Source organism: Arenimonas daejeonensis (genome assembly GCF_007993735.1).
GTDB lineage: Bacteria > Pseudomonadota > Gammaproteobacteria > Xanthomonadales > Xanthomonadaceae > Arenimonas > Arenimonas daejeonensis.
In genome coordinates, this window is sequence record NZ_CP042453.1 from 630,840 (window position 1) to 647,084 (window position 16,245).

11 protein-coding genes and 3 pseudogenes are annotated in these 16,245 nt (G+C 70.2%); 1 reads left to right on the plus strand and 13 read right to left on the minus strand.

The annotated features are described in order from the left end of the window. Positions 1–454 precede the first annotated feature (454 nt). The 9 genes and pseudogenes from FRZ33_RS17545 to glnA form a co-directional block, all read right to left on the minus strand. The gene (locus FRZ33_RS17545; protein WP_227978252.1) at positions 455–835 is read right to left on the minus strand and encodes a sensor histidine kinase; all 381 of its coding nucleotides are present in this window, start codon (positions 833–835) and stop codon (positions 455–457) included. A 481-nt stretch (positions 836–1,316) separates the two neighbouring features. Continuing rightward, positions 1,317–2,954 (minus strand): annotated as a pseudogene (locus FRZ33_RS17550) (sigma 54-interacting transcriptional regulator); the annotation flags it as partial. After that, positions 2,945–3,241 carry a response regulator gene (locus FRZ33_RS15860; protein WP_227978060.1) on the minus strand — a complete coding sequence of 99 codons (297 nt, stop codon included), beginning with the start codon at positions 3,239–3,241 and terminating at the stop codon, positions 2,945–2,947. The pseudogene FRZ33_RS17550 and the gene FRZ33_RS15860, both read right to left, overlap by 10 nt. A gap of 142 nt (positions 3,242–3,383) precedes the next feature. Next, positions 3,384–4,289: a DUF2950 domain-containing protein gene (locus FRZ33_RS03115; RefSeq protein WP_227978061.1), complete on the minus strand. Its 906-nt coding sequence runs from the start codon at positions 4,287–4,289 to the stop codon at positions 3,384–3,386. 29 nt (positions 4,290–4,318) lie between these two features. Next, complete coding sequence (locus FRZ33_RS03120) at positions 4,319–5,722, minus strand: DUF3300 domain-containing protein (RefSeq protein WP_146907572.1); 1,404 nt, start codon at positions 5,720–5,722, stop codon at positions 4,319–4,321. Positions 5,723–5,889: 167 nt separating this feature from the next. Beyond that, the gene (locus FRZ33_RS03125; RefSeq protein ID WP_227978063.1) at positions 5,890–6,798 is read right to left on the minus strand and encodes a DUF2950 domain-containing protein; all 909 of its coding nucleotides are present in this window, start codon (positions 6,796–6,798) and stop codon (positions 5,890–5,892) included. 19 nt (positions 6,799–6,817) lie between these two features. Continuing rightward, positions 6,818–8,323 carry a DUF3300 domain-containing protein gene (locus FRZ33_RS03130; protein WP_146907573.1) on the minus strand — a complete coding sequence of 502 codons (1,506 nt, stop codon included), beginning with the start codon at positions 8,321–8,323 and terminating at the stop codon, positions 6,818–6,820. 116 nt (positions 8,324–8,439) lie between these two features. Continuing rightward, entirely contained in the window at positions 8,440–9,816 is a 1,377-nt protein-coding gene (locus FRZ33_RS03135; protein WP_146907575.1) for a hypothetical protein, read from the minus strand. A 107-nt stretch (positions 9,817–9,923) separates the two neighbouring features. Next, a complete protein-coding gene (glnA, locus tag FRZ33_RS03140; protein ID WP_146907577.1) occupies positions 9,924–11,333 on the minus strand; it encodes a type I glutamate--ammonia ligase in 1,410 nt (469 codons plus the stop codon). 220 nt (positions 11,334–11,553) lie between these two features. Between glnA and FRZ33_RS03145 the strand changes: the two are divergent. Beyond that, positions 11,554–12,347 (plus strand): annotated as a pseudogene (locus tag FRZ33_RS03145) (undecaprenyl-diphosphate phosphatase). A 6-nt stretch (positions 12,348–12,353) separates the two neighbouring features. On the opposite strand, the gene FRZ33_RS03150 reads toward FRZ33_RS03145, so the two are convergent. The 4 genes and pseudogenes from FRZ33_RS03150 to FRZ33_RS03165 all read right to left on the minus strand — a co-directional run bounded on the left by FRZ33_RS03150 (position 12,354) and on the right by FRZ33_RS03165 (position 16,218). Beyond that, positions 12,354–13,988 carry a tetratricopeptide repeat protein gene (locus tag FRZ33_RS03150; protein ID WP_146907579.1) on the minus strand — a complete coding sequence of 545 codons (1,635 nt, stop codon included), beginning with the start codon at positions 13,986–13,988 and terminating at the stop codon, positions 12,354–12,356. A gap of 134 nt (positions 13,989–14,122) precedes the next feature. Beyond that, positions 14,123–14,371, minus strand: a pseudogene (locus FRZ33_RS17555) (tetratricopeptide repeat protein); the annotation flags it as partial. A 10-nt stretch (positions 14,372–14,381) separates the two neighbouring features. After that, entirely contained in the window at positions 14,382–15,407 is a 1,026-nt protein-coding gene (locus FRZ33_RS03160; RefSeq protein ID WP_146910557.1) for a YheT family hydrolase, read from the minus strand. Positions 15,408–15,417: 10 nt separating this feature from the next. Then, positions 15,418–16,218, minus strand: coding sequence for a lysophospholipid acyltransferase family protein (locus FRZ33_RS03165; RefSeq protein ID WP_425480612.1), 801 nt, complete (start codon positions 16,216–16,218; stop codon positions 15,418–15,420). Positions 16,219–16,245: the final 27 nt, after the last annotated feature.

Below are 16,245 nucleotides of genomic sequence, written 5' to 3' on the forward strand. Positions count from 1 at the left end.
GGCGGTTGCCGCTCAGGTCACGGGCCGGCGGCCGGTGGAAAGGTCCGCGGCCTCAGCGCCGCAGCAGGTCCAGCCACGGGGCGTCCGGTGCCTCGCCGGCACCGGGGGCATCAACGCCCAGGAATTCGAGCCAGGCCGGATCCAGCGCGCCACCGGGTGCGCTGGCAGGCGTGGGGGTGCACAGCGTCCATGCCGGCAGCGGGACCCCTGGTGCCGGGGGTCGCGGCGGGAGCGACCGCGCCACCTCCACACTGTCGTCGGTGGGGCCTTCGCGGGTGGGATTGAAACAGTCGTCGCTGGCTGACAACGGGGCGGCCTCGGCGTGATCCTGGGCACGGGCTGCAAGATGCAGGCCAATCCGGAGAGGCTTCAGTGGCGCGGTTTTCCGTCGGTCCGCGCGCCGGGGTCGTGCAATTACGCACGATGACCGGGTGAAATGCCCGGCGGCCTGGCTTCAGGCCAGCGGCCACTCCAGTCGGAAGCAGGCGCCGCCGCCGGGGCGGTCTTCGTAACGCAGGTCCGCGCCCTGGGCCCGTGCGTGCTGGCGCGCCAGGGCCAGGCCGAGACCGGTCGTTTCCTCGCCGCCGCTGGGTTGGGGCGAAAGCCGCGCGTAACGGCGGAACAGCGCCGGCTGTTCGGCCGCCGGCACGCCCGGCCCGCGATCGAGCACGCACAGCACGGCCCGGTCGGAACCCCGCTGCGCCTCGACTTCGATCACACCGCCCTCGGGGCCGTACTTCACCGCGTTCGACAGCAGGTTGCCCAGCACCCGGCCCAGGCCCGAGGCCTGCGCGCGCACCCGCAGTTCCGGATCCAGGCGCAGCTCGAAACGCATGCCCTTGGCCCGGGCGCGTTCCGCGTGCGCCTGCACCGCCGAGGCCACTTCCGTGGCCAGTTCCAGCGGGCCGATGTCTTCGCCACGCGCTTCGTTGGCGCCCTGTTCCAGCACCGCGCGCAGGAACAACAGCCCGCCGTTGGCGGCGCCGCGCGCGGTCTGCACCAGCTTGCCGCGCGCCTCGGGCGTGTCCGCCGCCGGCAGCAGGTCTAGCGAAAACAGGATGTTGCCCAGATGCTGACGCAGGTCGTGCGCGATCAGGTCCAGCCCCTGCTGGCGCTCGCGGGCCAGGCGCTGCTGCACCGCCAGCAGCTCGCTTTTCGCGGTCGGCGCGCCGGGCCCGCTCCGCCTCGTCGGCGCGCCGGCGCAGGCGGCGGACCGCCAGCAGCACCACGACTCCCGCGGCCAGCGCCAGCCCGTTGGCGCTCAGCACGATGCGGCGATTCTGTTCGATCATCTGCGTGCGCTGGTTGCTGCGCTCGGCCAGCAGCGCCTTTTCGTGCGCCGCCATGCGTTCGAGCAGGTCACGCATCAACTCGGCATTGTGCGACCGGCTCGACTGCCCGAACTCCGCGTCCAGCTGCGCCTGCGCCTGCACGTCGCCGTCCAGCGCGCGCTGCTTGACCTCGATCACTTCGCGCGCGCGGGTGATGCGCTCCTGGTGCAGTGCGTCCAGCCGGTCGATCCGGGCACGCTGCGCCGGATTGTCGCCCAGCAGGTCACGCAGCTGCACGGTGGCACCTTCCATCTCGCCGAGCGTGCGCCAGAACTCTTCCAGGTTGTCCGGATTGCCGGTCAGCAGATAGCGCAGGATGCTGCTGTCGCGGTCGCCCAGTACGCCCCACAGCCGGTTGATCTGTTCGAGCGCGCGCTGGGTGTGGCTGACCGAGGCCACCGATTCCGCCAGCCGTTCGGTGGTGCGCAGCGAAAGCGCCACGCTGCCCAGCACGGCGAGCAACGCGCCCGCGGCCAACAGCCGCAGGGCGATGTGCCACTGGCGGCTGGCGCCGGCCGGTGCGCTCACAGTCCGTAGACCTTGCGCTTGCGGTACAACGTCGAAACATCCATGCCCAGGGGTGCGCGCGGCCGCCTCCAGCGTGTCGCTGGCGGCGAGCACCGCGTCGATGTGCCGGCGTTCGACCTCTTCCAACGTCATCGTCGCGGCCGGCGTGGCGTTGGCCAGCGGTTCGAGCATCAGCTGCGAGGCACCGATCACCGGCTCGCGGCCGAGGATCACGGCGCGTTCGATCACGTTCTGCAGTTCGCGCACATTGCCCGGCCAGGCATAGGCGCGCAGGCGCGCCAGCGCCGCCGGCGCCAGTTCGCGCGCCGGCATGCCGTGGCGGCGCGCGAAACGGCGCAGGAAACCCAGGGCCAGGGTCTCGATGTCTTCGACACGCGCGCGCAGCGGCGGCACTTCGATCGCGATCACCTTCAGGCGGTAGTAGAGGTCGGCGCGGAACCGGCCGGCGCCCACCATCGTGCCCAGGTCGTGGTTGGTCGCCGCGACGATGCGCACGTCGGCGCGGCGCGTGCTCGGGTCGCCGACCCGTTCGTAGGCCTTGTCTTCGATGAAGCGCAACAGCTTGGCCTGCAGTGGCAGCGGGAAATCACCGACCTCGTCCAGGAACAGCGTGCCGCCCTCGGCGGTGCCGACCCGGCCGGTGGTGCTGTGCGCGGCGCCGGTGAAGGCGCCGCGGGCGTGGCCGAACAGTTCGCTTTCCAGCAGGTCGGGCGCCAGCGACGGGCAGTTCACGGTCGCCATCGGCGCGGCGGCACGTGGACTCCAGCCGTGGATGGCGCGCGCCAGCATGCCCTTGCCGGTGCCGCTTTCGCCCAGCAGCAGCACGGTGGCGTCGGTGGCGGCGGCGCGGCGGGCGTCGGCCAGCAGGGACTGCATGGCGGCGTTGGCGCTGTCGAAGTCCGTGCTGTCTTCTTCGCGGTCGCTTTCCAGCGCCGCCACGCGGTCGAGCAGGCGGCGGGTGTCGAGCTGGCGCGCCACCGCCACCAGCAGTTGCGGCGGCGAGCAGGGCTTGACCAGATAGTCCGCGGCACCGGCGGCCAGCGCGGCCACGGCGTCGTCCACCACCGCATGCGCGGTGAGCATGATCACCGGCATCCTTGGCGCGAGTTCGCGCAGACGCGGCAGCGCTTCCACGCCCGAGTCCAGCCCGGGGCCCGGTCGAGCAGGCAGACATGGAAAGGCAGGCTGGCGGCCAGCGCCAGGCCACGGGCCAGGTTGTCCGCCACCGCCACCTGGTAGCCGGCGGATTCCAGGCAGAAGCGCAGGTTGTCGAGCAGGTCGCGATCATCGTCGATGGCGAGGATGCGGCCGATGGGCGCGGACGGCGGCGCAGGGGGCACAGGATCGGTCTCGGGTGACGGCGCCGGATGCAGCGCCTGCACGGGCCGACAGCATCCTAGACACCCGGCGATGCGTCAATTCGACGCCGGCGGGATCTCCGCCGGGCCGGAGCGCGCGGACCCGGGAGCACAAATGACGACCCCGGCGGGTGCCGGGGTCTGGTTCGGGGACGCCGGTTGCCGCTTACGGCGTGACGACGGGCTCGGCCGGCGGCACCACTTCGGTCCAGCTCGAATCGGGATCGAAGACGGTGATCGCGGCGGCGGCCTGGGTGCTGTCGGCACCGAGGTCCTTTTCGAACACCACGCCTTCGTGGCTGATCATGAAGCTCATCACGCCGGTGTCGTTGTACTTGGCCGGCCAGGCGATCAGCGCGAAACCGCGGCTCATGTTGTCGCCCAGCAGGTAGCTGTAGGCGCCACCCGGGGCCGACGGGCCCTGCGCTTCGAGGATGCGGAAGTGATAGCCGTGCCAGGCGCTGCCCGGTTCGGCATCACCGAACAGCGGGCCGATCGGGCTGATCATGCCGCTGTCGTCTTCGGCCCAGAACAGGCCGTCGTGGAAACCGTCGGTGCTGAGCAGCTTCTGTGCGTACTCGAGCACGCCGTCGTCATCGCGGTCGATCTCGGCGTAGTCGGTCTGCGCGTCGTGGTAGGCCAGCACCGACTGCACGGTGGCGAGTTCGTTGCGGCCGATGCGGCGCACGCGTGCCTCCTCGGCACCGGCCTCGATGTCGAAGCTCCAGCCCTTGGGGCCCTTCACCAGCGGGATCGGCAGCGTCCAGGGTTCGGTGCCGACCGAGAGGATGGCGCGGTCCGGACTCGGGTTCTCGAAAGCGTGGCGTTCGGCATAACGCTTGAGGAAGGCATCGACGTCCACGCGGTCGACGCTGCCGACCGGCACGAAGTCACGCCACTGGTCGCCGAACAGGGTCTTGAGTCGCGCCTCGTCACCTTCCGGGGCGTGACGGCCTCCACCAGCACCTTGGCGGCTTCTTCCGGGGTGGCGAAGGCCTGCTGGGCCACCGCCGGCGCCATCGGCGCCAGCGCGAGTGCGGTCAGCAGGGCGAACTGGAGCGGGTACATGCATGTCTTCACGCGCAGACTCCTGATCTTGGGTTAACGACGCCGTCCGCCACCGCCGGAACGCATCGGCGGGCGCGAAGGACGGCTGACCGGACGGCTCGCAGGACGCGACGAGGACGGACGGCTGGCGGAGTTACGGCTGTAGTTGCCACGCTGCTGCGACAGGTTCGACGACGAGGGCCGGCTGGCATCGCGGAAGGCATTGTTGTGCGGCTGCGTGTTCATCCGGTCCAGGTCGCGGGCGCTGTTGCGGGCGCCGCTGTTGCTCATGCCCTGGCCGCCGTACTGCCCGCGCTGCTGCTGCGCGGTGCGGGCCTGGTTGCGGGCATCCACATTGCTGGTGGCCGGCTTGATGCCGCGGTCGGACATGGTGTTGCGCGCCTGGTCGCGCTGCTGCGAACGCTGGGGCGATTCGCCGCGGAAGCCCTGGCGGTTGGACGCGCCGTCCATCTGGCGGCCGTTGCGTTCGCGGTTGGCCTGGTCGCGGTAGGGCACGCCGTCGCGGTTGGCGGCGTTGTGGTTCCACTTCTCCCGGCCACCTTCGCCGCGGCTGCCGCGATCGCCGCGTTCGCCGCGGTTGCGGTCGCCACCGTTGATCTGGTTGTTGCGGTTGAATTCGTTGTAGCGGTCGATGTCGATGTCGATGTCGCCGCCGCCCCAGTTCATGTTGCCCCAGCAGCAGCCGCCGGAGATCGCGACACCCCAGAAGATGCCGGCTGCGAACGCGCCGCCCGGGTAGTAGTAAGCCGGCGGCGGGTAGTACATCGGCGGGTAGTAGGGATAGGCCCAGCTGCCGTAGACCGTGGTCGGGTTGTACGCGGGCACGTAGATGACGTCGGGCTCCGACGGCTCGATCACGATGACGGTTTCACCGTCGGCGCCGGTGGGGGTCCCGTCGAGGGCCGGCAGGGTGGACACCTTCTGTTGTTCGTTCGAACTCAGGTTGCCGGCGTCCTGGGCCTGGCGGCGCAGCTTCTGCACCGCGTCCATCACGTCGTTGGACTGCGCCAGGAAGGCGTCGCCCAGCTTCTGCACCCAGGCCGGGTCCTGCCCCAGCATGTCCAGCACCTGCGGGAAGGCCACCAGGGCCTGCACGCTGGGATCCCAGGGCTGGTCGGCGACCTTGGTCACGGCCGTCTCGCCCTTTTCGTCGGGATGGGCCTTGGACCACTTGGCGGCATCGGCGACGTCGCCCGGATAGGTCGCGCCCATCAACACCTGGGCCAGCAGCGGATCCGGATAGAGCGCGATCGGCGCGACGACCTGCGCCAGTTCCTCGGGTCCGAACAGGACTTCCCTGGCGGGTGCGGCGGCGGGCGCGGGACTGGCCGCGGCCTGGGCGGCCATCGTTCCGGCCTTGCTGAAGGCGCCGGCGCTGCTGGCGTTGCTGGCGACCAGCAGCGCGGCGGAAAGGGCACAAAGGAGCGGAATGCGCATGGTGTTTCCTCATGAAGCAAAACATGAGAACCGGCGGAGCTCGTGCGCCGACACTATCGCTCCGGGTCCTCGGGACCGTCAACGAACGCGTGGGCGCGCCGGGTTGAATTTGGATGCTTCAACGCAGCCGGCGGTATTGGACCTAGGCCCAACAAACGCCGGGGCGTTCAGGGTGCGGCAGGTTCCGCCGCGGCCGGCACTTCGGTCCAGCTCGAATCCGGATCGAAAACGGTGATCGCCGCGGCCAGTCTGTCGCTGTCAGGCCCGAGGTCCTTCTCGAACACCACGCCTTCGTGGCTGATCATGAAACTCATCACGCCGCTGTCGTTGTATTGCGCGGGCCAGGCGATCAGGGCGAAACCGCGGCTCATGTTGTCGCCGAGCTTGTAGCTGTAGGCGCCGCCCGGCGCGGACGCGCCCTGCGCGTCGAGGATGCGGTAGTGGTAACCATGCCAGTCGCTGCCGGGTTCGGCGTCGCCGAACAGGGGGCCGAGCGGGCTGATCTCGCCGCTGTCGTCTTCGGCCCAGTACAGACCGTCGTGCAGGCCGTCGGTGCTGAGCAGGTGCTGCGCGTATTCGAGCACGCCGTCGCCGTCGAGGTCGCGTTCGGAATATTCCATCTGCGCGTCGTGGTAGGCGAGCGCCGACTGCACGGTGGCGAGTTCGTTGCGGCCGATGCGGCGGATGCGCGCCTCTTCAGCGCCGGCCTCGATGTCGAAACTCCAGCCGTCCTTGCCCTTCACCAGCGGGATCGGCAGCGTCCAGGGCTCGGTGCCGACCGATAGCACGGCGCGGTCTGGCGCGGGGTTCTCGAAGGCACGGCGTTCGGCATAACGCCTGAGGAAAGCGTCGACGTCCTCGCGGGCGACGCTGCCGACCGGCACGTAGTCGCGCCACTGGTCGCCGAACAGGGCCTTGAGCTGCGCCTGGTCGCCTTCCGCCGGCGTGACCGCCTGCACCAGCGCCTGGGCGGCTTCTTCGGGAGTGGCGAATGCCTGCTGCGCCGCGGCGGGAAGCGCCGCCAGCGCGAGCGCCAAGGCCAGGGTCAATCCGAGCGGTTTGATGACGGTCTTCACGCGGGGACTCCTGGGCGATTCATCGACGACGACCGCCACCGCTGGAGCGCTGCGGCGGGCTGGAGGGGCGGCTGACCGGCTGGCCGGAGGAGCGGCTTCCGGACGGACGGCTGGCGGACTGGCGGCTCGACTGGCCCCGCTGCTGTGCCTGGTGCGACGACGACGGCCGGCTGGCGCCCTCGAAGGCATTGTTGCGTGGCGCCTGCTGCCGTTGCTGCTGCTGGCGTGCGGTGTCGCGGGACTGGTTGTTGCGCTGGGTCTGTTCGCGCGAACGCTGCTGCTGGGTTTGGGTGCGGCCGCCGTCGCGGCTGCCCTGGTTGGCGGTGCGGTTGCGGTCGGTGCTCTGCTGTGCGCGGTCGCGCTGTGCGGATCGATCGGCCGTGGCGCCGGCGCGGTCACGCGCGGCGTCGCGTGAGTCCGGGCGGTTGGCCGCGGTGCGGGCCTGGTCGCGCGCCTCGCGGTTGCTGGAGGCCGGCTGGATGCCGCGGTCCTGCATGGAAGCGCGGGCCTGGTTGCGCTGCTCGGTACGGCGCGCGTCCTCGCCGCGGAAGGCGTCGCGGTTGCCGGCACCGTCGAGCTGGCGGCCGTTGCGTTCGCGGTTGGCCTGGTCGCGGTAGGGCACGCCGTCGCGGTTGGCGGCGTTGTGGTTCCAGGTGTTGTCGCCGCGGTTGATCTGGTTGTTGCGGTTGATGTTGTTGTAACGGTCGACATCGATGTTGATGTCGTTGTCGTTCCAGTCCATGTCGCCCCAGAGCGAACCGGCGATGGCTATGCCGGCGCCCCACATCAGGCCGCTGGCCAGGGCGCCGCCCGGGTAGTAGTACGGCGACGGCGGATAGTACGGCGGCGGATACGACGGATAGGACCAGGCGCCGTAGGCCGTGTTGGGATCGTACGCAGGCACGTAGACGACCTCGGGCTCGCTCGGCTCGATCACGATCACGGTGCTTTCGGCAGGCGCCGCTTCACCGGCGGCCGGTGGCGGCGCCGGCTGCGTGAACACGCTCTGGTATTCGTTCGATGCGAGGTTGCCGGCAGCCTCGGCCTTGTGACGCAGGCGTTGCACGGCATCCATCACGGCTTCCGGCTGCGCCAGGAAAGCATCGCCCAGGCGCTGCACCCAGGCCGGGTCCTGGCCCAGCACCGAGAGCGCCTCCGGGAAGGCCACCAGCGCCTGCACGCTCGGGTCCCAGGGTTGATTGGCGACCTGCAGCACGGCCGCGTCGCCCTTGGCATCGGGATGGGCGGCCGCCCAGGCGGCCGCGTCGGCGACATCGCCCGGGTAGGTCGCACCCATCAGCACCTGGGCCAGCAGCGGATCCGGATAGAGCGCGATCGGCGCGACCATCTGCTCGAGTTCTTCGGGGCCGAAGATCTGTTCGGACGCCGCGGGCGCTGGAGTTTCAGTGGTCGCGGCGGCAGGTGTCGCCGCCGGGTCGGCGCCGCCCGGCGGAGCAGCGTCGCGCGAGCAGCCGACGATCAGCAGCAGGCCCGTGGAGAGGGCACAACAGAGCGGAATGCGCATGGGGTTGCCTCATGGAAGAACGATCATGAGAACCGGCGGAAGCTCGTGCCGGGCCACTATGCTCCCGGCCCCCGGGGCGTCAACGAAGTGCGCGGCAGGTTTCCATGCGCCGCGGTTCAGGTTTCCGGAACCAGCGGCGGCGGCATCCCGGCCCGCACCAGATAGCCCTCCTCCTGGTCCGGCCGCGGGTGGCGCAGGTCCAGCGACCAGCCGTCCGCATGGCGCTGCAGCGCATAGCCCGGTGATGCCGCCGCGGCGGCGACTTCGGCTTCGGGCAGGGTCCCCGCCGTGTACGCGATCGCCGCGATCAGCAGGCGCTGCTTGGCGGCGTGGTCGAGCAGGCGTTCCCAGTAGTCGGCATACGCCGGCTGCGACATCGCGACCAGCATGCAGTTCACCACCGCGGCATAGCAGCGCAGCTGGTCCTGGTCGACCGCGGGCCGCGACAGTGGCGGCACCTCGCCGGCGGCGACCTTTGCGCGGAAATCGTCGCGGCAGGCGGGCGCGAAACCTTCCGCCATCCACAGTTGCTGCAGTTCGCCGTCGTGCAGCAGCAGGCGCTGGACCGTATTGCCCGGATGCCAGCCAGCCAGCGATTCGTCGATCTGGTCGGCCAGGGCGGCATTCATGCGGTACTCGTAACGCAGCGCGTCGCAGATCTGGAAATCATCCACGACCACCGGCACCAGCGCCGACGCGCAGTCCGGCGGCAGCACCAGGCCCGGGTTCTCGCGCTGCAGCGACAGCACCAGCCCGCCCGCACCTTCCGCCAGGGCCAGCGGCACGAGCTTGGCGACCAGGCTCGGCCCCTGGCGCGCGAAGCGGCGCGAGGTTTCGAACAGGCGACAGGCGCGCACGGTGGCGCCGGCGACGTCGCCGTCCACCGCCTGCAGCGCCGCGGCGTTGAGCGCCAGGCGCCAGACGCGGAATCCGGGGAGCGGCGCATCGATACGCGGCGGAAACGGATCGCCGATCTGCTCGGCCGCCAGCGAACGTTCGGCCAGCACGAGGCGCTCGGCATCGGCCTGCAGCCAGGCACGCACGCTCTCGGCATTGGCGCGCACCTGCGCCAGGCAATCGAGGTCGTGCAGGTTGCAGGAGGTGTCGGGCACGTCCACGCCCGGCCGTTCCGGATAACGCGCCGCCGCCGGCGATTCGAACTGTCCCGTGTCGGCGAGGCCCGTCGTCAGGCTGCGGCTGTTGGCCAGCAGGCGGTCGCCCTGCCCGGCCTGCCAGGCGTCGAAGGTGGCGACTTCGGCCTGCAACGCCGCTTCCAGCCCGGCCTCGGGAATGCGGTGGTCGATGAAGGCCAGCCAGGCGTAGCCGTTGCTGCCGGTTGCCGCGGGCACGGGCTGTTCCATCAACGCGCGGGCCTCGCGCGCGGCGTCGTCCCTGGCGAAATGGCGCAGCGTCCAGACCCCCACCAGCAGGATGACGAACAGGATCAGCAACGCGGTCAGGATCTGGCGCAGCCATTTGAACAGGGTCGACATGCCGCGCTCCGCGTGAAGGTGCGTCCGATGCTAGCGGGGCGAAGCCGGAAAGAAAACGGCCCGGATTGCTCCGGGCCGCTGTGGCATCCGACGAGATCCGGGGAGGATCAGATGCCGTAGTACATCGAGTATTCCAGCGGGTGCGTGGCCGCGCGGAACTTGGTCACTTCCTGCATCTTCAGCGCGATGTAGCCGTCGATGAAGTCGTCGCTCATCACGCCGCCGGCCTTGAGGAACTCGCGGTCCTTGTCCAGCGCCTCGAGCGCCTGGTCGAGCGAGTGGCAGACGGTCGGGATGTTCTTCTCTTCCTCGGGCGGCAGGTCGTACAGGTCCTTGTCGCTCGGCGCGCCCGGGTCGATCTTGTTCTTGATGCCGTCCAGGCCGGCCATCATCAGCGCGGTGAAGGTCAGGTAACCGGTCTGCATCGGGTCCGGGAAACGCATCTCGATGCGGCGCGCCTTCGGGTTCGACACGTACGGGATGCGGCAGGAGGCCGAGCGGTTGCGGGCCGAGTAGGCCAGCATCACCGGCGCCTCGAAGCCCGGCACCAGGCGCTTGTACGAGTTGGTGGTGGAGTTGGCGAAGGCATTGATGGCGCGCGCGTGCTTGAAGATGCCGCCGATGTACCACAGCGCCATCTGCGACAGGCCGCCGTAGCCGTCACCGCTGAACAGGTTGACGCCGCCCTTGGCCAGCGACTGGTGCACGTGCATGCCGCTGCCGTTGTCGCCGACCAGCGGCTTGGGCATGAAGGTGGCGGTCTTGCCGTTGCGGTGGGCGACGTTCTTGATGATGTACTTCATCATCAGCAGCTCGTCGGCCTTCTTCACCAGCGAATTGAACTTGGTGCCGATCTCGCACTGGCCGGCGTTGGCGACTTCGTGGTGGTGCACTTCCACTTCCTGGCCGGCGGCCATCAGCAGCTTGCACATCTCGGCGCGGATGTCGTGCAACTGGTCGGTCGGCGCGACCGGGAAATAGCCGCCCTTCAGGCCCGGGCGGTAGCCGGAGTTGCCGCCTTCGTACTTCTTCTTGCTGTTCCAGTGCGCTTCCTCGGAATCGATTTCGAAGAAGGTGTTGCCCTGCTCGTTGGCCCAGCGCACGGAGTCGAAGATGAAGAACTCGGGCTCGGGACCGAAGAAGGCCTGGTCGGCGATGCCGGACGCCTTCAGGTAAGCCTCGGCGCGCTTGGCGACGCCGCGCGGGCAGCGCGAATAACCCTGCATGGTGGCCGGGTCGAGCACGTCGCAGGTCAGGATCAGGGTCGGGTCGGCGGTGAACGGGTCGAGCACGGCGGTGTCGGCGTCCGGCAGCAGGACCATGTCGGACTCGTTGATGCCCTTCCAGCCCGAGATCGACGAGCCGTCGAACATCTTGCCGTCCTCGAACAGCGCCGGCTCGATGATCGAAACCGGGAAGGTGACGTGGTGCTGCACGCCGCGCACGTCGGCGAAGCGCAGGTCCACGAACTCGACACCGTGGTCCTTGATGAGTTTTTCGATATGGGCGTGGGACATGCGGGCAGCTCCGGCGGATGGATGGGATGCTCTTACATAGCAAAGGGCGTGCCAGCCCGCGAACCCTCATAACTCATTGATTTTGATCGTCGATCCGCTGATAACACACCCTCGTATCCCTGATCGGGGGACAAACAATCCACAGATTTCACCTTTCTGGTGCAATGCCCCGTCCCGGCACTGACGTATGCTTGCCGCTTTCCGCCCGCCGCCACCGCCCGTGAACGACCTGCTTTCCGCACTGCTGCTCGGCATCATCGAAGGCCTGACCGAGTTCCTGCCGATCTCCAGCACCGGTCACCTGCTGATCGCCCAGCACTGGCTGGGCGCACGCTCGGACCTGTTCAACATCGCCATCCAGGCCGGCGCCATCCTCGCCATCACCTGGTCTACCGGCAGCGGATCTGGTCGCTGGCCACCGGCCTGGGCCAGGCCGAACAGCGCGACTACGCGCTCAAGATCGCCGCCGCCTTCGCCGTGACCGCAGTGGTCGGCCTGCCGATGCGGCTGCTGGGCTGGGAACTGCCGGAAACGGTGGCGCCGGTCGCCTGGGCGCTGATCATCGGCGGCGTGTGGATGCTGGCGGCGGAACGTTTCGCCGAATCGCGGCCGGATTCGGTGGCGATCACCTGGACCATCGTCATCGCCGTGGGCCTGGCCCAGGTGCTGGCCGGCGTGTTCCCCGGCACCTCGCGCTCGGCCGCGGCGATCTTCATCGCCATGCTGCTGGGCCTGACCCGCAAGCCGGCGGCGGCCGAATTCGTGTTCCTGGTCGGCATCCCGACCATGTTCGCGGCCAGCGGCTACGCGTTGCTGGAAACCGTTTCCGAGGGCCGGGCCGGCGACGAAGACTGGACCGGCCTGGCGGTCGCCTTCGCGGCCGCCACGATTACCGGTTTCGCCACCGTGCGCTGGCTGCTGGGTTACATCGCCACGCACCGCTTCGCGCCCTTCGCCTGGTACCGCATCGGCCTGGGCGCGGCCCTGCTGCTCGGCCTGCCGGCCGGCAGCTGAAGCACCTCAGTCCGCGGAATAACCCAGGCGCTCGGCCACCGGCGCCAGGCGCGCGAACTCGGCCGCGAAGGACTCGCGGTACTTGCGCCAATGACCGGGCGAAAAACGCAGCGTGCCGGTGCTGACCGCCGACAGCGGCTGCGCCAGGCCAAGGGCCTGTTCCAGCGCCGCACCGGCGGCACCGGCGTCCCGGTCCATGTGCACCAGCGTGACCTGGTCCGGCGCGGCGTCGCGGTGCGCGGCCAGGGCTTCCAGCCCCTGGGCCAGCCACTCGGCCGAACGATCGGTCGCGGCCGGGAAGATGTAGTCCTGGGTGCTGCCCTGGACCATCCAGCTCAGGAACACGTCGCGCGGATCGGCGACTACGGCCACCAGGCGCGCACCGCGCAACGCGGCCAGGGTGTAGCCGTCGATCTGCGGAATCCAGTCCACCACGGTCGCCGGGTCCAGGCCGCGTTTTTCAAGGGCGGCGCGCCATTTGTTGGCATCACCGGCCTCGGGGTGGCCGGCTGCACGCCGGGCCAGGCCGAACCCGTCGCCACGCACCATCTGGCCGATGCGGTCGAGCTGCAGGCGCGCGCCGAGCTGGCGTTGCAGCACCGGCAGCAGGCTGTCCAGTCGCAGGCCGGCCGGCGACCAGAGCAGGGCGCCGCCGCCGGTGTCGCCGGCGGGCGCGGCGTCGGCCGGCTGCGGCTGCGGCAGCGGGAAGGCCGAAACGATGCCGCGCACCATCTCGCGCCAGCAGGCGGCCGCGGCCGGGTGGCGCCCCATCTGGTCCAGCGCCAGTCCCTGCCAGACGTAGGCCAGGCGCTGTTCCTTCGGCGTGCGTGCCAGCGGCGCCATCGCCCGGGCCTGGGCCAGCGTCGCTTCCGGATCGGCGGTGAAGCCGATGCGCAGTTTCACCAGGCGGCTGCCGAACCGGTTCGGATCGCGGGCCAGGGCCTGGTCGGCAAATGCGGCGGCCTGGGCGGTGTTGCCGGTGACTTCGTGATATTCGGCCAGGTACTCCAGGCAAGCCGCACTGTCGGGCACGGCGGCGTTCCAGCGCTGCAGCAGCGCCAGCGGCTCTTCCTGCCGCACGCCCGAAAGCCAGAGGCGGGCGGTCCACAGGCGGTCCTTGCCCGGCGCCAGCGACAGCGCCGCCTCGATGCGGGCCAGGGCCTCGTCGTTGCGGCGACGCTGCACCAGCAGCGGCAGTGCGGACTCGAGCACGCGGGCCACGGTCGGCTGCGCGTCGAGCAGGGACAGCATGTCCGCCAGGGCCTCGTCGTCCTTGCCCTGCGCCTGGCGCAGGTGGGCGCGCATGGCGCGGGCGAAGATGTCGTCCGGATGCAGCGCCAGCAGCCGGTCAAGCGCCACCATCGCCTCATCGTGCTTGCCCTGGTGGCGGCAGGTTTCGGCCAGCGCGCGCAGCGCGCCCGGGTTTTCGGGTTCCAGCGCCAGGGCGTTGTTGAAGGCCTGTTCGGCGAACGGCCAGAGGCCGCGGCCGACATAGGCCATGCCGAGCGCGTGCTGCGCGCCGGCCAGTTCAGGGTTCGCCTGCGCGGCGGCGGTGAAGGCCTTGATGGCGCGCTCGGCGTCGCCGCCGACCTGGGCCACGTAGCCTTCGGCCAGCAGCACCTGCGGGTGCTCGGCGTCCACGCGCTGGGCCAGGCGCAGCTGGCGCGTGGCTTCCTCCAGATCGCCTGGGCCAGGGCCAGGTGCACCGGGGTGACGTAGGCCGGCAGCTGGTTCGGGTCGGTGGCCAGGGTCTGCTTCAGGCCCCGGGTGCCGGCGTCGACATCGCCTTCGGACAGGGCTAGCGAAGCCAGGCTGAACTGGTAGGGCGCGTGGTCGGGCGCCAGCTCGACAGCCCGCTCGAAGGCGGCGCGGGCGGTGGCGGCGTCGCCGGCACGCTTGGCGCTCAGGCCCAGCAGGTGCTGGGCGTCGGCATTTTCGGGGTCGGCGGCCACGGCGGTGCGGGCGGCGGCGAGGGCGGCGGCGGTGTCGCCGCGGCGCAGCGCCTCGGTGATGTCGGCAAGCATGGGGAGGTCTTCAGGCTGGAGCGGAAAGCGGCATTGTAGCCCGGTCGGCGGCCACGGCCGCGGCTTCTACCCGGGCCGCGACCCAGCGTTCGGCGTAACCGCGCAGGTCGGCGCCTTCCAGGAAACCGCAGTGGCCGCCGAAGTCGGCGATCTCCAGGGTCGAGTGCGCCGGCAGGCTCAGCCGGGGAAAACCTTCGGCCGGGATGACCGGGTCGTCGGCCGAGGCCAGCACGTTCACCGGTACCTGCAGGCCGGCCAGGCGGTCGCCGGCGACGCTGTAGCCGTCGAAGTATTCCTCGATGCCGGCCATCGTCGTGTGCCGCTGCACCATCCAGCGCGTCAGCCCGCGCATGTCCAGCGCCAGCACCCGGTCGTCGAAGTCGTGGTGTTCGGGGAACAGCGCGCGCTTGCGCTGCAGCGAGCGCCGCCACTTCTTCATGAAGTACCAGTGGTAGAACGGCAGCCCGCGCTCGAGCGCGTGCAGCACGCCCGACGGATCGATGGCCGGACACACCGCCACCGCATGCAGCAGCGGCACGCCGGCGCCGGGCGCGGCCAGCGCCAGCCGCAGTGCGAAGTTGCCGCCCAGCGAATAGCCCGCGGCCAGCATCGGTCGCGCCGGGAAACGGCGCGAGACTTCGGCCGCCGCCTGCACCACTTCGGCCAGGCGGCAGGAGTGGAACAGGTCCTTGTTCAAGTGGTGGGTGTCGCCGTGGTCGCGGAAGTTGAGCCGGAACACCTCGAAGCCGCGCGCCAGCAGCTGCGCCGCAGTGTGGCGCATGTAGCCCGACTCGCTGCTGCCCTCCCAGCCGTGCAGCAGCAGCACCAGGCCGCGCGGCGTGGCGCCGGGCACGGCGGTGTGGAAGCCCTGCAGGCGCACGTCGCCTTCCACTTCGATGATGTGTTCGGTGGTCAGCGCGCCCAGGCGTTCCAGCGCGCGCAGGCCGCTGGCCCGGCGCAGCGGCATCGAGCTGAGCACCGACTGCAGGTGCGCGTTGCGCAACCAGCGCGGTGGACGGTAGTCGGTGGCGCGGATCATGGCGCGCTCAGCCCGCCATCGCCGCGACGATGCGCTCGCGGCAGGTTTCGGCCATGCGCCGGCGGCCGTCCTCGGCGGCGGCGACCGGTTCCAGGAAATGCACTTCGGCCACGCGCCCCGGTTCGCCCAGCAGGCGCACGAAGTTGGCGAAGAAACTTTCCTTCTCGCCGAAGGCCACGATGGTCTGCGCATTGCCACGCGCGCCGTACTTCAACGCCACCGGCTGCGCCGGCACGTTCGCCAGCACGGCCGGCTGGAAGATGCGTGCGTGGAAGGTGCCGATGGCGTCGCCGCGGGTGGTCTTGCCCTCGGGGAAGACGCCGACGGCCAGGCCCTGCTCAAGCCGCTGCACCATCTGGTGCATCACGCCGTGCAGCGAATCGTTGCTGCCGCGATGGTGGTAGATGGTGCCGCCGCGGCTGGCCAGCCAGCCCACCAGCGGCCAGCGCGCGATCTCGGCCTTGGCCACGAAACCCATCATGCGCTGGCTGTGCATCAGCTCGATGTCGATCCAGCTGACATGGTTGGCGACGAACAGTGCGCCACCCGGCAGCGGCGTGCCGTAACGGCGCAGCCGGAAGCCGAAGATGCGCATCAGCGTGCCCGACCACAGGCGCACCGCCAGGTGGTCCAGGCGTTCGCCGCGCAGCTCCATGCGCGCCGTGATCGGGTTGATCATCAGCAGGGTCAGCGGCAGGCCCAGCAGCAGGTGCAGGCTCAGCAGCGGCAGACGCCAGAGGTAGCGCAGCGGGCGGCGCCAGTCGGTGGACCGGCGGCCCGTTTCAGTGAATGCGGACATTGCCGGCATTGTGCCGCAGGCGGGACCGAGTAATCA